Origin of the sequence: Serratia sp. JSRIV004 (assembly GCF_019968705.1) — a bacterium.
Classification (GTDB): domain Bacteria; phylum Pseudomonadota; class Gammaproteobacteria; order Enterobacterales; family Enterobacteriaceae; genus Chania; species Chania fonticola_B.
Genome location: NZ_CP074140.1, coordinates 1322520 through 1338716, shown reverse-complemented (window position 1 = coordinate 1338716; position 16197 = coordinate 1322520). Strand labels below are relative to the sequence as shown.

The 16197-nt window shown below is 52.9% G+C and carries 11 protein-coding genes, 2 tRNA genes, 3 rRNA genes and 1 other annotated feature; of the genes, 6 read left to right on the top strand and 10 right to left on the bottom strand.

Annotated features, from left to right (window positions below; all coding sequences use genetic code 11):
- Position 1 precedes the first annotated feature (1 nt).
- The gene (locus KGP21_RS06235) at positions 2–313 is read left to right on the top strand and encodes a PTS sugar transporter subunit IIB (protein ID WP_021805646.1); all 312 of its coding nucleotides are present in this window, start codon (positions 2–4) and stop codon (positions 311–313) included.
- Between the two features lies 1 nt (position 314).
- On the top strand, positions 315–626 hold the full coding sequence (locus tag KGP21_RS06230) for a PTS lactose/cellobiose transporter subunit IIA (RefSeq protein WP_021805647.1): 312 nt from the start codon (positions 315–317) through the stop codon (positions 624–626).
- A 47-nt stretch (positions 627–673) separates the two neighbouring features.
- Here the strand turns inward: KGP21_RS06230 and dkgB are convergent, their stop codons facing one another.
- The 9 genes from dkgB to rluD all read right to left on the bottom strand — a co-directional run bounded on the left by dkgB (position 674) and on the right by rluD (position 12018).
- Positions 674–1477 (bottom strand): 2,5-didehydrogluconate reductase DkgB, encoded by an 804-nt coding sequence (gene dkgB, locus KGP21_RS06225; protein ID WP_059199892.1) that lies wholly within the window; start codon positions 1475–1477, stop codon positions 674–676.
- Positions 1478–1692: 215 nt separating this feature from the next.
- Positions 1693–1769: transfer RNA gene (locus KGP21_RS06220), tRNA-Asp, on the bottom strand.
- A gap of 94 nt (positions 1770–1863) precedes the next feature.
- Positions 1864–1979 (bottom strand): 5S ribosomal RNA (gene rrf, locus KGP21_RS06215).
- A 102-nt stretch (positions 1980–2081) separates the two neighbouring features.
- Positions 2082–4989 (bottom strand): 23S ribosomal RNA (locus KGP21_RS06210).
- Between the two features lie 243 nt (positions 4990–5232).
- Positions 5233–5308, bottom strand: a tRNA-Glu gene (locus KGP21_RS06205).
- Positions 5309–5513: 205 nt separating this feature from the next.
- Positions 5514–7054: ribosomal RNA gene (locus KGP21_RS06200) — 16S ribosomal RNA — on the bottom strand.
- Together the 16S, 23S and 5S rRNA genes with 2 tRNA genes alongside form the textbook arrangement of a ribosomal RNA operon.
- A gap of 551 nt (positions 7055–7605) precedes the next feature.
- A complete protein-coding gene (gene clpB, locus KGP21_RS06195; protein WP_021808129.1) occupies positions 7606–10179 on the bottom strand; it encodes an ATP-dependent chaperone ClpB in 2574 nt (857 codons plus the stop codon).
- A 130-nt stretch (positions 10180–10309) separates the two neighbouring features.
- A complete protein-coding gene (gene yfiH, locus KGP21_RS06190) occupies positions 10310–11041 on the bottom strand; it encodes a purine nucleoside phosphorylase YfiH (RefSeq protein WP_223537515.1) in 732 nt (243 codons plus the stop codon).
- Complete coding sequence (gene rluD, locus KGP21_RS06185) at positions 11041–12018, bottom strand: 23S rRNA pseudouridine(1911/1915/1917) synthase RluD (RefSeq protein ID WP_021182199.1); 978 nt, start codon at positions 12016–12018, stop codon at positions 11041–11043. The genes yfiH and rluD overlap by 1 nt, the downstream gene beginning before the upstream one ends.
- A 132-nt stretch (positions 12019–12150) precedes the next feature.
- On the opposite strand from rluD, the gene bamD reads away from it, so the two are divergent.
- The 4 genes from bamD (at position 12151) to pheA (ending at position 15031) form a co-directional block, all read left to right on the top strand.
- Positions 12151–12882, top strand: coding sequence for an outer membrane protein assembly factor BamD (gene bamD / locus KGP21_RS06180; RefSeq protein WP_021808131.1), 732 nt, complete (start codon positions 12151–12153; stop codon positions 12880–12882).
- Between the two features lie 312 nt (positions 12883–13194).
- On the top strand, positions 13195–13539 hold the full coding sequence (raiA, locus tag KGP21_RS06175; RefSeq protein WP_021182197.1) for a ribosome-associated translation inhibitor RaiA: 345 nt from the start codon (positions 13195–13197) through the stop codon (positions 13537–13539).
- 124 nt (positions 13540–13663) lie between these two features.
- Positions 13664–13789, top strand: a sequence feature (Phe leader region).
- Positions 13665–13712 carry a pheA operon leader peptide PheL gene (gene pheL, locus KGP21_RS06170; protein ID WP_192958309.1) on the top strand — a complete coding sequence of 16 codons (48 nt, stop codon included), beginning with the start codon at positions 13665–13667 and terminating at the stop codon, positions 13710–13712. It overlaps the preceding feature by 48 nt.
- An 84-nt stretch (positions 13790–13873) precedes the next feature.
- Positions 13874–15031, top strand: coding sequence for a bifunctional chorismate mutase/prephenate dehydratase (pheA, locus tag KGP21_RS06165; protein WP_021182196.1), 1158 nt, complete (start codon positions 13874–13876; stop codon positions 15029–15031).
- Positions 15032–15070: 39 nt separating this feature from the next.
- Here pheA and tyrA read toward each other — a convergent pair whose 3' ends face one another.
- Positions 15071–16192: a bifunctional chorismate mutase/prephenate dehydrogenase gene (tyrA, locus tag KGP21_RS06160; RefSeq protein ID WP_021182195.1), complete on the bottom strand. Its 1122-nt coding sequence runs from the start codon at positions 16190–16192 to the stop codon at positions 15071–15073.
- Between the last annotated feature and the right edge of the window lie 5 nt (positions 16193–16197).

Here is a 16197-nt window from a genome sequence, read left to right as displayed (position 1 = left end):
CATGAAAAAGATCCTGTTAGTGTGTGACTTGGGTATGTCCACCAGTCTGCTGGTGAAAAAGATGCAGGAAGCAGCCATTGCGCGCGGTATTGACGCCGAGATCTGTGCCAAGTCGATCCGTGAATACAAAACGGCGGTAACCGAATTTGACGTCGCGCTGCTGGGGCCGCAGATCCGCTATAAGCTGGCCGAGTGCGAGAAGATTGCCCAAGAGCACCATAAAAAAGTCGCCTGCATCGATATGATGGCCTACGGCACCATGAAGGGTGACAAGGTATTGGATCAAGCCCTGGCACTGATTGAGGAGGCCTGAAATGGATTTGGAAAACGAGGTGATGGAACTGATTGCCAATGCGGGTTACGCCCGCAGTCTGGTGTTTCAAGCCATGCGCTGTGCGCGCGAAGATGAAGATTTCGTGCAGGCTGAACAGTATATGCAACAAGCGCAGGAGGCACTCTCTGGCGCTCATCACGTGCAGACCAAACTGATCGAAATGGACGAAGGCAGCGGTAAAATCCCGGTTCATCTGGTGATGGTCCATGCACAGGACCATCTGATGAACGCGATTATGCTGATGGAAATGGGCCGTGAGATTATCGCCCTACACCAAAAGATCGCTCGTTAAAACAAGCTAAGCCGTCTGTGGCCTCAAAGCCACAGACGGCCAACCTATCAATCCCAGTTTGGTGCCAGACCTTCCGGGCTAACCAGACGGCCATTGCATTCTAATGCAGCAATCTCAGCCATTTCATCATCAGACAGCGTCAGTTGCTGGGCCAACAGATTGCTCGCCAGGTTTTCACGCTTGGTCGAGGACGGGATCACCGCATAACCCAGTTGCATAGCCCAAGCCAGGATCACCTGAGCCGCCGTCACATCACGGCGCTTGGCGATATTGTTGATGACTTCATCCTGCAGCGCCTTGCCATAAGCCAACGTCATATAAGAGGTGATGCCAATGCCATGCTGTTGCGCAAATTCAACCACCTGACGGTTTTGCAGATACGGTGAGAGTTCGATTTGGTTGGTGGCGATCGCATCAGCACCCACCGCATCAATAGCACGCTGCATCAGTTCAACGGTGAAGTTGGAAATACCAATCTGGCGCGTCAGTCCGAGTTCCTTAGCCTTCACCAACTCCGCCATCGACTCGGCAACCGAGATTTCATCGTTCGGTGACGGCCAATGGATCAGGGTCAGATCCACATAGGAGGTTTGCAGCTTTTTCAGGCTTTCTTGCAGACTTGGGATCAGTTGGTCTTTGCCCAGGTTGGCGATCCAGATTTTGGTGGTGATAAATAGCTCTTCACGTTTCACGCCGCTGGCTACGATAGCTTGGCCAACGGCCGCTTCGTTCTCATAGATTTGTGCGGTGTCGATGGCACGGTAGCCCAGTTCCAGAGCGGTGCTCACGGAATCGATCACCACTTGATCTTGTAGACGGAAGGTACCTAAGCCAAATGCAGGGATGCTCATAATTATGTTCTCTCGGTTTGTTTATCAAAACAGCTTGAGAGGATTATGGCAGCAGTTTTGTTGATCAAAAACGCCCTATTGTGCATAAGACTTTTGATTAATTGGCAACAATAATCAGAAATTGACGCTAATTGAGGCAGGAATAAACCATTGGGGTGTTCAATTTAAGCAAATGAAAAAGCCCTGAGTCAGAGACTCAGGGCTTATCAATTAAGTGGCGGAACGGACGGGGCTCGAACCCGCGACCCCCTGCGTGACAGGCAGGTATTCTAACCAACTGAACTACCGCTCCACCGATTCTTTTACGTCGCATCTTTCGATGCTGGCAAAACCACCTGGGTGATTTCGCGCATTACCAGGTGTCATACTGATAACGTTTATTTGATGCCTGGCAGTGTCCTACTCTCGCATGGGGAGACCCCACACTACCATCGGCGCTACGGCGTTTCACTTCTGAGTTCGGCATGGGGTCAGGTGGGACCACCGCGCTATTGCCGCCAGGCAAATTCTGTTTCATTCTTGGCCGTTACTTTCGTAACCACCAGAACCAATCTCGGAACGTCGCTGAAAATTGTCGTCTACTCTAAAACACCTTCGGTGTTGTAAGGTTAAGCCTCACGGATCATTAGTACTGGTTAGCTCAATGCATCGCTGCACTTACACACCCAGCCTATCAACGTCTTAGTCTTAAACGTTCCTTCAGGGGCCTTAAAGGCCCAGGGAAGACTCATCTCGAGGCAAGTTTCGCGCTTAGATGCTTTCAGCGCTTATCTTTTCCGCACTTAGCTACCGGGCAGTGCCATTGGCATGACAACCCGAACACCAGTGGTGCGTTCACTCCGGTCCTCTCGTACTAGGAGCAACCCCTCTCAATCTTCCAACGCCCACGGCAGATAGGGACCGAACTGTCTCACGACGTTCTAAACCCAGCTCGCGTACCACTTTAAATGGCGAACAGCCATACCCTTGGGACCTACTTCAGCCCCAGGATGTGATGAGCCGACATCGAGGTGCCAAACACCGCCGTCGATATGAACTCTTGGGCGGTATCAGCCTGTTATCCCCGGAGTACCTTTTATCCGTTGAGCGATGGCCCTTCCATTCAGAACCACCGGATCACTAAGACCTACTTTCGTACCTGCTCGAGCCGTCACTCTCGCAGTCAAGCTAGCTTATGCCTTTGCACTAACCTCACGATGTCCGACCGTGATTAGCTAACCTTCGTGCTCCTCCGTTACTCTTTGGGAGGAGACCGCCCCAGTCAAACTACCCACCAGACACTGTCCTCACCCCGGATCACGGGGCCGAGTTAGAACATCAAACATTAAAGGGTGGTATTTCAAGGTTGGCTCCATGCAGACTGGCGTCCACACTTCAAAGCCTCCCACCTATCCTACACATCAAGGCTCAATGTTCAGTGTCAAGCTATAGTAAAGGTTCACGGGGTCTTTCCGTCTTGCCGCGGGTACACTGCATCTTCACAGCGAGTTCAATTTCACTGAGTCTCGGGTGGAGACAGCCTGGCCATCATTACGCCATTCGTGCAGGTCGGAACTTACCCGACAAGGAATTTCGCTACCTTAGGACCGTTATAGTTACGGCCGCCGTTTACTGGGGCTTCGATCAAGAGCTTCGCCTTGCGGCTGACCCCATCAATTAACCTTCCAGCACCGGGCAGGCGTCACACCGTATACGTCCACTTTCGTGTTTGCACAGTGCTGTGTTTTTATTAAACAGTTGCAGCCAGCTGGTATCTGCGACTGGCTTCAGCTCCGAGAGCAAGTCTCTTCACCTACGCGCCAGCGTGCCTTCTCCCGAAGTTACGGCACCATTTTGCCTAGTTCCTTCACCCGAGTTCTCTCAAGCGCCTTGGTATTCTCTACCTGACCACCTGTGTCGGTTTGGGGTACGATTTGATGTTACCTGATGCTTAGAGGCTTTTCCTGGAAGCAGGGCATCAACTACTTCTGCACCGTAGTGCATCGTCATCACGCCTCAGGGTTGGTAGCGTTCCGGATTTACCAGGAACACCCCCCTACACGCTTAAACCGGGACAACCGTCGCCCGGCTAGCCTAGCCTTCTCCGTCCCCCCTTCGCAGTAACACCGAGTACAGGAATATTAACCTGTTTCCCATCGACTACGCCTTTCGGCCTCGCCTTAGGGGTCGACTCACCCTGCCCCGATTAACGTTGGACAGGAACCCTTGGTCTTCCGGCGAGCGGGTTTTTCACCCGCTTTATCGTTACTTATGTCAGCATTCGCACTTCTGATACCTCCAGCAAACCTCACAGTTCACCTTCAACGGCTTACAGAACGCTCCCCTACCCAACAACGCCTGAGCGTCGCTGCCGCAGCTTCGGTGCATGGTTTAGCCCCGTTACATCTTCCGCGCAGGCCGACTCGACCAGTGAGCTATTACGCTTTCTTTAAATGATGGCTGCTTCTAAGCCAACATCCTGGCTGTCTATGCCTTCCCACATCGTTTCCCACTTAACCATGACTTTGGGACCTTAGCTGGCGGTCTGGGTTGTTTCCCTCTTCACGACGGACGTTAGCACCCGCCGTGTGTCTCCCGTGATAACATTCTTCGGTATTCGGAGTTTGCATCGGTTTGGTAAGCCGGGATGGCCCCCTAGCCGAAACAGTGCTCTACCCCCGAAGATGAGTTCACGAGGCGCTACCTAAATAGCTTTCGGGGAGAACCAGCTATCTCCCGGTTTGATTGGCCTTTCACCCCCAGCCACAAGTCATCCGCTAATTTTTCAACATTAGTCGGTTCGGTCCTCCAGTTAGTGTTACCCAACCTTCAACCTGCCCATGGCTAGATCACCGGGTTTCGGGTCTATACCTTGCAACTATTCGCCCAGTTAAGACTCGGTTTCCCTACGGCTCCCCTATACGGTTAACCTTGCTACAAAATATAAGTCGCTGACCCATTATACAAAAGGTACGCAGTCACACCACGAAGGTGCTCCCACTGCTTGTACGTACACGGTTTCAGGTTCTATTTCACTCCCCTCGCCGGGGTTCTTTTCGCCTTTCCCTCACGGTACTGGTTCACTATCGGTCAGTCAGGAGTATTTAGCCTTGGAGGATGGTCCCCCCATATTCAGACAGGATGTCACGTGTCCCGCCCTACTCATCGAACTCACAGTTAATGCATTTTAGTGTACGGGGCTATCACCCTTTGCTGCGCGACTTTCCAGACGCTTCCACTAACACAAGAACTGATTCAGGTTCTGGGCTGTTCCCCGTTCGCTCGCCGCTACTAGGGGAATCTCGGTTGATTTCTTTTCCTCGGGGTACTTAGATGTTTCAGTTCCCCCGGTTCGCCTCGTATGGCTATGTATTCACCATACGATAGTGTGTCGAAACACACTGGGTTTCCCCATTCGGGTATTGCCGGTTATAACGGTTCATATCACCTTACCGACACTTTTCGCAGATTAGCACGCCCTTCATCGCCTCTGACTGCCTAGGCATCCACCGTGTACGCTTAGTCACTTAACCTCACAACCCGAAGGTGTTTCTGCAAACAGAAGACACTGTCGTGCTGTTTATTTGAGAGACTCTATGACAGGTTAATCCTTACCCCAGTACTTCTACGGAGGGATAAGTTTCAGCTGTCATGTTTCAATTTTCAGCTTGTTCCAGATTGTTAAAGAGCAATATCTTAAACACGACTCGCAAGAGTCATCTTTAAGATAATCAGTCACGCATGACCGGTGATAATGTCTTTCACTCATTATCGGATGGCGTCCCCAAGGGGATTCGAACCCCTGTTACAGCCGTGAAAGGGCAGTGTCCTAGGCCTCTAGACGATGGGGACCCGAAATTTGCTTATCGAATCACTGATTCGATAATTTCGGGTAAAGGTGAGATTTTTCGTGAAAAATCGAGCGCCATTGTTATTTGTCACTGCACTAGACAGTCACAAACTTCCCGGCACTTACCTATACCACAAGGTTTTGTTTGCTCATTACTTTTCATCAGACAATCTGTGTGGACACTGCACGCAACTGCATATCTTTAGGTAAGGAGGTGATCCAACCGCAGGTTCCCCTACGGTTACCTTGTTACGACTTCACCCCAGTCATGAATCACAAAGTGGTAAGCGCCCTCCCGAAGGTTAAGCTACCTACTTCTTTTGCAACCCACTCCCATGGTGTGACGGGCGGTGTGTACAAGGCCCGGGAACGTATTCACCGTAGCATTCTGATCTACGATTACTAGCGATTCCGACTTCACGGAGTCGAGTTGCAGACTCCGATCCGGACTACGACATACTTTATGAGGTCCGCTTGCTCTCGCGAGTTCGCTTCTCTTTGTATATGCCATTGTAGCACGTGTGTAGCCCTACTCGTAAGGGCCATGATGACTTGACGTCATCCCCACCTTCCTCCGGTTTATCACCGGCAGTCTCCTTTGAGTTCCCGCCATTACGCGCTGGCAACAAAGGATAAGGGTTGCGCTCGTTGCGGGACTTAACCCAACATTTCACAACACGAGCTGACGACAGCCATGCAGCACCTGTCTCACAGTTCCCGAAGGCACCAATCCATCTCTGGAAAGTTCTGTGGATGTCAAGAGTAGGTAAGGTTCTTCGCGTTGCATCGAATTAAACCACATGCTCCACCGCTTGTGCGGGCCCCCGTCAATTCATTTGAGTTTTAACCTTGCGGCCGTACTCCCCAGGCGGTCGACTTAACGCGTTAGCTCCGGAAGCCACGCCTCAAGGGCACAACCTCCAAGTCGACATCGTTTACAGCGTGGACTACCAGGGTATCTAATCCTGTTTGCTCCCCACGCTTTCGCACCTGAGCGTCAGTCTTTGTCCAGGGGGCCGCCTTCGCCACCGGTATTCCTCCAGATCTCTACGCATTTCACCGCTACACCTGGAATTCTACCCCCCTCTACAAGACTCTAGCTTGCCAGTTTCAAATGCAGTTCCCAAGTTAAGCTCGGGGATTTCACATCTGACTTAACAAACCGCCTGCGTGCGCTTTACGCCCAGTAATTCCGATTAACGCTTGCACCCTCCGTATTACCGCGGCTGCTGGCACGGAGTTAGCCGGTGCTTCTTCTGCGAGTAACGTCAATGAACAGTGCTATTAACACCGAACCCTTCCTCCTCGCTGAAAGTGCTTTACAACCCGAAGGCCTTCTTCACACACGCGGCATGGCTGCATCAGGCTTGCGCCCATTGTGCAATATTCCCCACTGCTGCCTCCCGTAGGAGTCTGGACCGTGTCTCAGTTCCAGTGTGGCTGGTCATCCTCTCAGACCAGCTAGGGATCGTCGCCTAGGTGAGCCATTACCTCACCTACTAGCTAATCCCATCTGGGCACATCCGATGGTGTGAGGCCCGAAGGTCCCCCACTTTGGTCCGAAGACGTTATGCGGTATTAGCTACCGTTTCCAGTAGTTATCCCCCTCCATCGGGCAGTTTCCCAGACATTACTCACCCGTCCGCCGCTCGTCACCCAGGAGCAAGCTCCTTGTGCTACCGCTCGACTTGCATGTGTTAGGCCTGCCGCCAGCGTTCAATCTGAGCCATGATCAAACTCTTCAATTAAAAGCTTGATTTGCTGCAACTCGTGCAGCGATGCTCGAAAATTAACTTTCGTAATCATTCATTCGCATGAATGACTGCTTGGTCACTCTTCAAGACTTGATATTTTTTTGCTACCGAAGTAGCTGGATATCGTCTTGTGAGTGCCCACACAGATTGTCTGATAAATTGTTAAAGAGCAGTGAGTTACGCGCTTTCGCTTGCTAACTCGAGGTGGCGTATACTACGCGATTCCTCTGAAGAGTCAACCTTTATTTCGGTGTTTTCACCGGCTTGACACTTCCTGCCTGGGCGACTGGTTCTCGTTAGAGGAGTCGTTGTTCCCGGTCAGTGGAGGCGCATTATAGGGAGTTCTCAGAAGGGCGCAACCCCTAAATGCAAAAAACTTTTCAAGCGCTCAAATATCAGCCAAAACGGACGTTTTAGGATAATTATTAGTCTAAAAGACGCTGATTTCATGTTGTTGAACACCGAAAACCCGTCAACCAGGCTAAACCCAAACAAAAGGGGGCGGTAAAAACCGCCCCCTTCTATATAGCTACCAGCAACTACTTTTATTGCTTGGCAACGATATGGTCGTTTTCCACGTCCAGCGTCACCGGTTTGCCTGGGATCAACTTGCCAGACAAGATTTGCTGTGCCAGCGGGTTTTCGATTTCCTGCTGGATAGCACGTTTCAACGGCCGCGCACCATACACTGGGTCGTAACCCGTTTTGCCCAACAGCTCCAAGGCTGGCTCCGTGATACTGACTTCGTAGCCACGCTCTTCCAGACGCTGGTACAGACGAGCCAACTGGATCTTGGCAATCTGCGCGATATGTTTCTGACCGAGCGGATGGAACACCACCACTTCGTCGATACGGTTGATGAATTCCGGACGGAAATGTTGGCTCACCATCTCCATGACCGATTCCTTCATCTGTGGATAGCTCATCTGACCGAAATGCTCCTGGATCAGATCGGAACCCAGGTTAGAGGTCATGATCACCACGGTATTACGGAAATCAACGGTACGACCTTGTCCGTCTGTCAGACGTCCGTCATCCAACACCTGTAACAGGATGTTGAACACGTCTGGGTGCGCTTTTTCCACTTCGTCCAACAGGATCACTGAATATGGACGACGGCGCACCGCTTCTGTCAGATAACCGCCCTCTTCATAACCGACATAGCCTGGAGGCGCACCCACCAGCCGCGATACGGAGTGTTTCTCCATAAACTCGGACATGTCGATACGCACCATCGCGTCATCACTGTCGAACAGGAACCCAGCCAGCGCCTTACACAGTTCGGTTTTACCCACCCCGGTAGGCCCCAGGAACAGGAATGAACCGATCGGCCGGTTTGGATCGGAAAGACCGGCACGGCTACGGCGAATGGCATTGGACACCGCGTTCACCGCTTCATCCTGGCCAATCACCCGTGAGTGCAGTTCCTGCTCCAGACGCAGCAGTTTGTCGCGCTCACCTTCCAGCATTCTGGCCACCGGGATACCGGTCGCTTTCGCCAACACTTCGGCGATTTCGGCGTCGGTAACGCGGTTACGCAGCAGCTTCATGGTTTTGCCTTCTGCCTGCGTGGCCGCCTCAAGCTGTTTTTCCAGCTCAGGGATTTTGCCATACTGCAGTTCAGACATGCGACCAAGGTCACCTACGCGGCGCGCCTGCTCCAGCGTGATCTTGGCCTGCTCCAGTTCCGCCTTGATATTTTGGGTACCAGACAGCGAAGCCTTCTCCGCTTTCCACTCTTCTTCCAGTTCTGAGTATTCGCGCTCTTTCTGCTCCAGCTCGCTACTCAGCATTTCCAAGCGTTTCTTACTGGCGTCATCCGATTCCTTGTTCAGTGCCTGCTCTTCCAGTTTCAACTGGATGATGCGGCGCTCCAGGCGATCGAGCGATTCCGGTTTGGAGTCCATCTGCATGCGAATGCTGGAGGCGGCCTCATCGATCAGGTCGATGGCCTTATCCGGCAACTGACGGTCGGAAACATAGCGGTGCGACAATGTCGCCGCTGCTACGATCGCCGGGTCCGTTATCTGCACGTGGTGATGCAGCTCATAGCGTTCTTTCAGGCCACGCAGGATGGCGATGGTGTCTTCCACGCTCGGTTCCGCGACATAGACTTTCTGGAAGCGGCGCTCCAGCGCAGCATCCTTCTCTATATATTGGCGATACTCGTTTAGCGTGGTCGCCCCTACGCAGTGCAGTTCCCCACGGGCAAGCGCGGGTTTGAGCATGTTGCCAGCATCCATCGCGCCATCGGCTTTACCGGCACCCACCATGGTATGCAGCTCATCGATGAACAGGATGACGCTGCCTTCCTGTTTGGAAAGATCGCTCAGCACCGCCTTCAGGCGTTCTTCAAATTCGCCCCGGTATTTCGCCCCGGCAATCAACGCGCCCATATCCAGGGAAAGCACACGTTTATGCTTCAGCCCTTCGGGAACTTCGCCGTTGATAATGCGCTGAGCCAAGCCTTCAACGATGGCGGTTTTACCGACACCAGGCTCACCAATCAGTACCGGGTTGTTTTTGGTACGGCGTTGCAGCACCTGAATGGTGCGGCGGATCTCTTCATCACGGCCAATCACCGGGTCAAGCTTGCCCTGTTCCGCACGCTCAGTGAGATCGATAGTGTATTTTTTCAGAGCCTGACGCTGATCTTCAGCACCTTGGTCATCCACGCTGTCTCCCCCCCGCATTTGTTCAATGGCTTTGGCTATTTTGTCCGCTGTAGCACCGGCTGCTTTCAGCAGATCGGTCAAGTTACCGCGATCTTCAAGCACCGCCAGCACAAACAGCTCGGATGAAATAAACTTGTCTGCCCGCTTTTGCGCCAGCTTGTCGCAAAGGTTGAGGACACGTACCAGTTCGTGTGAGGGTTGAACATCCCCACCGGTACCTTCAACCTGCGGCAGACGAGACAATGCCTGATCGATGTCGGTACGCACTCGCGCAGCATCAATCCCGGCAGAAGTCAGTAATGGACGAACCGTCCCCCCATCCTGATTGAGCAGGGCGCTCATCAGATGTAACGGTTCAATAAATTGATTGTCGCGCCCAAGGGCCAAAGACTGGGCATCGGCGAGGGCAAGCTGGAATTTGTTAGTAAGACGATCCAGACGCATAACACCTCCAATGTAGGTCAAAATTGCTACTGGAGATTAAATGAGGTCATCCCTCAAATTTTCAAGGTTATCTCGACACTATATTATGAGTACAACGTCATGCATCAGTGGATCGTCCTAGGGCAGTAGGTTATCTCACCCAGATCAAACTTGCCATACGTCCGGTTGTTCCGTCGCGCCGATAGGAGAAAAAATGACTCATTTCGTTCATTGTGCAACGATTACCGCCATAAATGGCGAAAATACCAGCACCTTGCAGGCGCTGACGAGCCAAAAGATAGAGGTCTGCGAGGAATTTTTCACCGTGGGGAATAAAAGCGGCGGCGGCGGCGCTATCAATATCCATAAATGCCGCACGCACTTCAGCCCCAACTTCGAACCGGCTTGGGCCGATTGCCGGGCCGAGCCAGGCAGTGATGTTTTCTGGTGCGGCAGCAAAGCGCGCCACGGTATTTTCCAGCACGCCATGACATAAGCCACGCCAACCGGCATGCGCGGCGGCAACTTCATCCCCCGCTTGTGAAGCAAACAGTACCGGTAGGCAATCCGCCGTCATCACTGCGCAGACCAACCCGGCCACATTGCTGTAAACCGCATCGGCGCGCAAATCTTCAGGCGTTTGGCCATCCAGCGTCAGTACACGAGTACCATGTACCTGCTCCAGCCATAGCGGCATCTGCGGCAAGCCAGCGGCCGTGACCAAACATTGGCGGTTACGCGCCACGGCCTGTGCATCATCACCAACGTGCTCACCCAGATTCAGCGAGTCGTAGGGAGGAAGGCTGACACCGCCATGACGAGTGGAGCTGCAGGCTGTTACCCCTGCAGGCAGCGGCCAATCGGGTACAATCAGCGAACTCATTACCAATTCATCTGATCTTTGAATTCTTCGGTATCGAGCTTCAGCGCGTTGATCAGATCGACCATATCCTGTGGGATTGGCGCATGCCATTCCATCTGGATACCGCTGATCGGATGATACAGGCGCAACATGGTTGCGTGCAGTGCCTGACGGTCAAAGCCGCGCAACGTGTTGATAAAGGCCTCTGACGCCCCTTTTGGCGGACGTGGACGGCCACCGTAGAGTTGATCGCCCACCAGCGGATGGTCGATATACGCCATATGCACACGGATCTGGTGCGTACGGCCGGTTTCCAGGCGCAAGCGCAAACGGGTATGGGCGCGGAAATGTTCCATAATGCGGTAATGAGTCACCGCAGGTTTGCCCATTGGGTGCACGGCCATGTGAGTACGTTTGGTGGAGTGGCGGGCAATAGGTTGCTCCACCGTGCCACCCGCGGTCATGGTGCCGATCGCTACCGCTTCGTACTCACGGGTGATCTCACGCTCCTGCAATGCCTCAACCAGGCGGGTTTGCGCCGGAACGGTTTTGGCAACCACCATCAGGCCGGTGGTATCTTTATCCAAACGGTGAACGATACCGGCACGCGGTACGTCGGCAATCTCCGGGAAATAATGTAACAATGCATTAAGCACCGTCCCATCCGGATTACCCGCACCTGGGTGCACCACCAGGCCGCGAGGCTTGTTGATCACCAGAATATCGGCGTCTTCATAGACGATATCCAGCGGGATGTCTTGCGGTTCCCAACGGGCATCTTCTTCAATCTGTGCATCAATGGCGACCGTCTCTCCCCCCAGTACCTTCTCTTTCGGCTTGTTTATCGTTTTGCCATTGACCTGTACCCTGTCTTCCAGGATCCATTCTTTTATGCGAGATCTTGAATAATCAGGGAACAATTCGGCCAAAGCCTGATCTAAACGTTGTCCGAGTTGAGTTTCGGCCACCGTTGCGGTGAGTTGTACTTGTTGTGCCATATGCAGCTTCTTCGTTAACGTTGGGTTTTCACGGCGATGCCGTTTAATATAATGTGCTATTGTAACTGGTCTTTTGTCGGGAGCTTAACGGACAGTCTCCCAAAATAACACCCTGAGGATAATCTAAACGTCATGACGCGTATGAAATATCTGGTGGCGGCAGCCACGTTGAGCCTGGCGCTGGCAGGTTGCTCCACATCCAAGGATACGGTTCCCGACAGCCCGCCTTCGGAAATCTATGCTACTGCCCAGCAAAAACTGCAGGACGGTAACTTTAAGGGCGCGATTACGCAACTCGAAGCGTTAGATAACCGCTATCCATTCGGGCCGTACTCTCAGCAGGTCCAATTGGATCTGATTTATGCCTACTATAAATCTGCCGATTTACCTTTGGCACAGGCCTCTATCGATCGCTTTATGCGTCTGAACCCAACGCATCCGAACATCGACTACGTCATGTACATGCGCGGTCTGACAGATATGGCGTTGGATGACAGTGCACTGCAAGGCTTCTTCGGGGTTGACCGTTCTGACCGCGATCCACAGCATGCCCGCGCCGCATTCCGCGACTTCAGCCAGCTGATCCAGCAGTATCCGAACAGCCAATACGCGACCGATGCCTACAAGCGTCTGGTATTCCTGAAGGACCGTCTATCCAAGTACGAGCTCTCAGTGGCGGAATACTACACTAAACGTGGCGCTTACGTCGCGGTAGTTAATCGCGTTGAGCAGATGATGCGTGAATTCCCGGATACCAAAGCGACCCGCGATGCGCTGCCGCTGATGGAAAACGCCTATCGCCAGTTGCAATTGAATGCTCAGGCCGACAAGGTAGCGAAAATCATCGCCGCCAACGCGTCTTGAGTCTTTGAGATGGGCACAAAAACAAAACGGCAGCTTCGGCTGCCGTTTTCATTTGCTGCAAATTCAGCCGTTTTAAGGATAAATACACAAGCAAAAACACGGTGTTAGCAAGGCTGCACCACCGGTTAACCTATCGATAATGCGCGTTCTGCTGCCAAGACTCAAGCGTTAGATGGCAGTTTCAGATGCTAAATCACAGATTGAACTAACTTTGCAAAAAGTGACAAAAATTTGTGTTTTCCATCACGCATTTCGGCAAAAAGAGCGGTATGCTGAATCTATCCAAGACGGAAAGACAGAGAGGTAAGTTATATGACACTCAACATTACCAGCAAACAAATGGATATCACCCCCGCAATCCGTAATCATGTCGAAGACCGTCTCAGTAAACTGGAAAAGTGGCAGGCGCAGCTGATCAACCCACACATCGTCTTATCTAAAGAACCTAAAGGGTTTGCCGTCGACGCCACCATTACCACGCCTAACGGTCCGCTGGTTGCCAGCGCCAAACATGAAGACATGTATACCGCCGTTAATGACCTGATTGCCAAACTTGAGCGTCAGTTGAACAAGGTACAACACAAAAGCGAGGCACGCCGCGCTTATGCCAGCGTGAAAGACCTGGCTCCAGTAATCACGCAGGAAGAAGAGGAATAACTCTGCAAGTGATTGTTTCACATCAAACGCGCCCTAGGGCGCGTTTTTTGTCTGCCGGTTTCTATTGACACAATGAAAAGCCAGCGGTTACTTTAAACCCTGATTTACACACATTTTGGAACGCCATGAGCCGTAAACCGTTTTTCTTCGCATTCTTTTTTACCTTCCCCTGATTGGGAGGCGTTTCGTCGTGTGAGAAAGAATGCGAAGACGAACAACCAAGCCTCCTCAAGCAGGGGGCTTTTTTTATGGCTATATGACAACCCGCCCCGCTGGGCTTCAAGCTGCGGCTTGCAAGACGACGGGATTAGAAGAATACAAGGCAAAGCTGATTATGACTGATAACCCGTTACTCGTGCTGCGCGAACGCATCAGCGCACTGGATATGAAATTGCTGGCCCTGCTGGCAGAGCGCCGTGAACTGGCGGTGGAGGTGGGCAAAACCAAACTGCATTCGCACCGCCCGATCCGCGATAAAGAGCGTGAGCGCGATCTGTTGGACGCCTTGATCAGCGCGGCCAAACCTTATGACCTCGATGGTTTTTACGTCACTCGCCTGTTCCAGCTGATTATCGAAGACTCCGTGCTGACCCAGCAGGCCCTGTTGCAGCACCAGCTTAACCAGACCAGCCAACATTCCGCGCGCATTGCCTTCCTGGGGCCAAAAGGCTCTTACTCACATCTGGCCGCCCGCCAGTACGCCGCCCGCCATTTCGATCAGCTCATCGAATGCGGCTGTCAGAAATTCCAGGACATCTTTACCCAGGTGGAAACCGGCCAGGCGGATTACGCCATTTTGCCCATCGAGAACACCAGCTCCGGCTCTATCAACGATGTGTACGACCTGCTGCAACATACCAGCCTGTCGATCGTGGGTGAGTTAACCTTGCCGATCGATCACTGCGTGCTGGTAGCCAGCGACACCGATCTGCAGCAGATCGAAACCGTCTATAGCCACCCGCAACCTTTCCAGCAGTGCAGCCAGTATTTGAACCGCTATCCACACTGGAAGATCGAGTATTGCGAAAGCACCGCCGCCGCTATGGAGAAGGTCGCCAAGCTGAACTCGCCAAAAGCTGCGGCGTTAGGCAGCGAGGCCGGTGGTGCGCTGTACAATCTGCAGGTACTGGAACATAACCTGGCTAACCAGCAGCAGAACATCACTCGCTTCATTATTCTGGCGCGTAAGGCGATTGAGGTTTCCGAGCAGGTTCCGGCCAAAACCACGCTGATCATGGCCACCGGTCAACAATCCGGTGCTCTGGTGGAAGCTCTGTTGGTGCTACGTGACAATGGCATCATCATGACCAAGCTGGAATCACGCCCGATCAACGGTAACCCGTGGGAAGAGATGTTTTACATTGATGTGCAGGCTAACCTGCGTTCTGTAGCGATGGAGAAAGCGTTGAAAGGGCTGACACCGATCACCCGCTCGCTGAAAGTGCTGGGCTGCTATCCAAGCGAAAACGTGGTGCCGGTCAATCCGTCTTAAGTAGCAAAAAGGGTTCGGCTAAGCCGAACCCTTTCCCCTCTATTGACGGCTATCGTTCGCCTGGCGCAGCAAAGAACGGCTCTCAACCAGGAAGCGCTGGGCATAATCACCAAACCAGTGCTCCACCTTCTGGAAGCTTTGAATAAAGGCCTGCTTGTCGCCCTGTTCCAGTAGCTTGATCGCCTCACCAAAGCGCTGATAGTAGCGTTTGATCAGATGAATATTGTCTTCAGAAGACATGATGATATCGGCGTACAGCTGCGGATCCTGAGCAAATAGCCGCCCCACCATTGCCAGTTCCAACCGATAGATCGGCGAAGAGAGCGCCAGCAACTGCTCCAGCTGTACGTTCTCTTCGGCCAGATGCAGGCCGTAAGCAAAGGTAGCAAAGTGGCGCAGCGCCTGGATAAAGGCCATGTTCTGATCGTGTTCGACGGCGCTGATACGATGCAAACGCGCGCCCCAAACCTGCAACTGCTCCAGCAACCACTGGTAGGCTTCTGGCTGACGACCATCGCAGTACACCACCACCTGTTTGGCCACGCTGCCAACATCCGGGCCGAACATTGGGTGCAACCCCAGTACCGGGCCACCGTGTACGGCCAGCATCGCCTGTAACGGTCGGTTCTTCACCGAAGCCAGATCGACCAGAATACAGTCCTGCGGCAGCGGCGGCAGTTGGGCGATCACCTGCTCGGTAATATGGATCGGCACGCTGACAATCACCATACCGGCATCTGCCAGCAGGCTATCCGCCTGCGGCCAATCCTCTTGATCCAACACTTTGACCTGATAACCCGACAGCGTAAGCAACCGGTTAAACAGGCGGCCCATCTGGCCATTACCGCCAATAATGACGATAGGGCGCAGCTGTGGGCACAGCGTTTTGAAGCCTTTATCGTTCTCGCTTGTGTAGGATTCACGCATCACACGGCGAAGCACGTCTTCGATCAAATCTGGTGGAACGCCGAGGCTTTCCGCTTCCTGGCGGCGAGAGGCCAACATTGCCGCCTCCCGCTCAGGTACGTAAACCGGTAAACCGTAGTGGCTTTTGACTTCCCCTACTTCCGCCACCAGCTCCAGGCGTTTCGCCAACAGGGCCAGCAGCGCTTTATCCACTTCGTCAATTTGATCGCGCAATGCGGTCAGTTCAGCCACCATAACTC